3 protein-coding genes are annotated in these 3,858 nt (G+C 63.3%); all 3 read left to right on the top strand.

Going from position 1 to position 3,858, the window contains the following annotated elements; all coding sequences use genetic code 11:
* The coding region (locus ACR0B7_RS20960; protein WP_480682378.1) for a (2Fe-2S)-binding protein at positions 1-474 on the top strand (474 nt) is incomplete at its 5' end.
* Between the two features lie 73 nt (positions 475-547).
* Entirely contained in the window at positions 548-2,908 is a 2,361-nt protein-coding gene (locus ACR0B7_RS20955; protein WP_170577072.1) for a xanthine dehydrogenase family protein molybdopterin-binding subunit, read from the top strand.
* 131 nt (positions 2,909-3,039) lie between these two features.
* The gene (locus ACR0B7_RS20950) at positions 3,040-3,831 is read left to right on the top strand and encodes an FAD binding domain-containing protein (RefSeq protein ID WP_170571489.1); all 792 of its coding nucleotides are present in this window, start codon (positions 3,040-3,042) and stop codon (positions 3,829-3,831) included.
* Positions 3,832-3,858 lie beyond the last annotated feature (27 nt).

Raw genomic sequence — 3,858 nt, 5'->3', positions numbered from 1 at the left:
TCGATGACTGTGAACGGCGTTGCTGTGAGCGGTGAGGTTGAGGGTCGGACGTTATTGTCTGGTTTTTTGCGTGATCATTTGGGGATGACTGGGACGCATGTTGGGTGTGACACGGCGCAATGTGGGGCGTGTGTTGTGCATGTGGATGGTCAGGCTGTGAAGTCGTGCAACATGCTTGCGCTCGAGGCGGATGGGGCTGATGTCGGCACGATCGAGGGTCAGGCGGCTGAGGATGGGTCGCTGAACACCATTCAGCAGGCGTTTCAGGATCATCATGGGCTTCAGTGCGGGTTCTGCACGCCGGGGATGGTGATGAGTGCGGCGGCACTGTTGAAAGAGAACCCGCGCCCGACCGAGGCCGAGATCCGGCATTACCTGGAAGGCAATCTGTGCCGGTGCACGGGCTATCACAACATCGTCAAGGCGATCATGGCCGCATCGGGCCAGGACGTGGGCAGCATCGCTGCGGAATGATGCCGCTGCGGGCGGTTGCGCCCGTGGAATGACAGCGGGTGCCGGCGTGCACTCATAGGGAGGAGATCAAGCAATGCCCAAAGACAGTGGCATCGGAGCCAGTTCCAAGCGGCGCGAGGACGTGCGCTTTCTGACCGGAGCAGGCAACTACACCGACGACATCAACGTGGCCGGACAGGCCTATGTGTATTTCCTGCGCTCGGATATCGCGCATGGCCGGATCAGCAGCATCGACACTTCGGCGGCCGAGGGCATGCCGGGCGTGGTGCGGATATTCACCGGCAAGGATTTTGAAGGGGTGGGCGGCATCCCCTGCGGCTGGGAGGTGACGGACAAGCATGGCGCGCCCATGCAGGAACCGGCCCATCCCATTCTGGCGCAGGGCAAGGTGCGGCATGTGGGCGATCCCATCGCCGCAGTGGTGGCCGACAGCCTGGATCAGGCGCGCGACGCGGCCGAGGCGATTGACGTCGACATCGAGGAACTGCCCGCGGTGATCGACATGAAGGCGGCAGCGCAGGACGGCGCGACGCTGGTGCATGACGATCTGAAGAACAACATCTGCTATGACTGGCATCTGGGCGAGACCGACGACGCCAAGGTCGATGAGGTGTTTGCGGGCGCGGCCCATGTGACCACGCTGGATCTGGTGAACAACCGTCTGGTTGCCAACCCGATGGAGCCGCGCGTGGCGGTGGCGGAATACAGCCGCGGGACCGAGGAGTATACGCTCTATACCACCTCGCAGAACCCGCATGTGATCCGTTTGCTGATGTGCGCCTTCGTGCTGGGTCTGCCGGAACACAAGGTGCGCGTGGTGGCCCCGGATGTGGGCGGCGGCTTTGGCACCAAGATCTTCCACTATGCGGAAGAGGCGTTCTGTACCTTTGCGGCCAAAGCCTGCAACCGGCCCGTCAAATGGTCGGCCAGCCGGTCCGAGGCGTTCATGTCCGACGCCCATGGCCGCGATCACGTGACCACGATCGAACTGGCGCTGGATGCCGACAATAACTTTATCGGCCTGCGCACCAACACGCTGGCCAATATGGGGGCTTATCTGTCGACCTTTGCCAGCTCGGTTCCGACCTGGCTGCATGGCACGCTGGCCGCAGGCAATTACACAACTCCGGTCATTCAGGTGAACGTGAAGGCGATGTTCACCAACACGGTGCCGGTGGATGCCTATCGCGGCGCGGGCCGCCCCGAGGCGACCTATCAACTGGAACGCGTGATCGACAAGGCCGCGCGCGAGCTGGGGGTCGATCCGATTGCGCTGCGGCGTCAGAACTTCATCACCCAGTTCCCCTATGACACGCCGGTGGCGCTGACCTATGACACCGGGGATTACAACGGGACGATGGACAAGCTGGAGGCCGCTGCTGATCTGGCAGGCTTTGCCGCGCGGCGTGCGGAAAGCGAAGCCAAGGGCAAGCTGCGCGGTCTGGGCATCAACTGCTATATCGAGGCGTGCGGCATTGCGCCCTCGAACATCGTGGGGATGCTGGGCGCGCGTGCGGGTCTTTATGATGCAGCGACGGTGCGGGTGAATGCCACCGGATCAATCAGCGTCATGGTCGGTGCGCATAGCCATGGGCAGGGGCATGAGACGGCCTTTCCGCAGGTTGTGGCCGACATGATCGGCATTGACGAGTCGATGGTTGAGATCGTGCATGGCGACACCTCGAAGATCCCGTTTGGTATGGGCACCTATGGGTCCCGCTCGCTGGCGGTTTGTGGCTCGGCCATGGTGAAGGCCACCGAGAAGGTGATCGACAAGGCCAAGAAGATCGCCGCCCACCTGCTGGAGGCCTCCGAGGCCGATATCGAGCTGAAGGACGGTCAGTTCAGCGTCGCGGGGACCGACAAGTCGGTGGCCTGGGGCGATGTGACCCTGACGGCCTATGTGCCCCATAACTACCCGCTGGAGGTCGAGCCGGGGCTGGAGGAGACCGCGTTTTACGACCCGGCCAACTTTACCTTCCCCGCGGGCGCCTATGCCTGCGAGGTCGAACTGGACCCTGAGACCGGCAAGGTCAGCATCGAGGCGTTCACCGCCGCGGATGACTTTGGCAACATCGTCAACCCGATGATCGTGGATGGCCAGGTCCATGGCGGCATCGGTCAGGGCATTGGTCAGGCGCTGTTGGAGAACTGCGCCTATGACGAGAATGGCCAGCTGCTGAGTGCCTCTTACATGGACTACGCCATGCCGCGCGCCGATGATGTGCCCTTCTATGGCGTGGATCATTCCAGCCAGACACCCTGCACGCATAACCCGCTGGGTGTGAAGGGCTGTGGGGAGGCCGGTGCCATTGGCTCGCCGCCCGCAGTGGTGAATGCGGTTCTGGATGCGATGAACTCGGGCGGCAAGGCGGTGGATCACATCGACATGCCGGTGAGCCCGTCGCGCGTCTGGGCGGCGATGAACAGCTGAGAGGTTGGGGAGCGAGGGGCCAGCCCCGCCGCCCATTGGTGCTCGAACCAATGGCGCACCAATGGGCAGCTCCCCGGGATATTTACAGCCAGATGAAGGGCGGATCGGCGCCTTTCGGAAAGGAAGACGGAATGTATAATTTCGAGTTTGAGAAGCCCTCGACCATTGCGGATGCGGTTGCCGCGCTGGGGGCCGAGGATGCGCAGGCGTTGGGCGGCGGTCAGACGCTGATCCCGACGCTGAAGCAGCGGTTGGCGGCGCCGTCGGCGTTGGTGTCGCTGAGCGGGATTGCCGAGATGCAGGGGGTCTGTATCGAGGATGACGGATCGGTTGCCATTGGCGGCGCGACGCCCCATGCGGTGGTGGCGCGCGAGGCGGCGGGGTCTTATCTGGCGCTGGCGGCATTGGCCGGGCAGATCGGCGATCCGGCGGTGCGCAACCGCGGCACCATTGGCGGGTCGGTGGCCAATAACGATCCGGCGGCCTGTTATCCGGCGGCTGTGCTGGGGTCGGGCGCGACCATCGTGACCAATGCGCGGCAGATCGCGGCGGATGAGTTCTTTCAGGGCATGTTCACCACGGCGTTGGATGAGGGCGAGATCATCACCTCGATCCGCTTTCCGGTGCCGCAGGCCGCGAGCTATCAGAAGTTCCTGCAGCCTGCGTCCCGGTTCGCTCTGGTGGGCGTCTATCTGGCGCGGTTCGCTGACGGTGTGCGCGTAGCCGTCACCGGTGCCAGTGAGGATGGCGTGTTCCGCTGGTCCGAGGCCGAGGACGCTTTGACCAAGGAGTTCCGCGTCGACGCCCTGACCGGCCTGAGCATCAATCCCGCCAACATGATCAGCGACCTGCATGGCAGCAAGGACTACCGCGCGCACCTCGTCAGCGTCATGACAAAACGCGCAATCAACGCCTGCGCTTAAAAACACAACTCAAACCAGGGCCCATAT

It is taken from the genome of Ruegeria sp. BB6 (assembly GCF_056539385.1).
This window is presented reverse-complemented; position numbering and strand designations above follow the sequence as displayed.

Excerpts from the sequence above, each read along its gene's own strand:
- ACR0B7_RS20955 (WP_170577072.1), top strand. The coding sequence starts at position 548 with ATGCCCAAAGACAGTGGCATCGGAGCCAGTTCCAAGCGGCGCGAGGAC.
- ACR0B7_RS20950 (WP_170571489.1), top strand. The coding sequence starts at position 3,040 with ATGTATAATTTCGAGTTTGAGAAGCCCTCGACCATTGCGGATGCGGTT.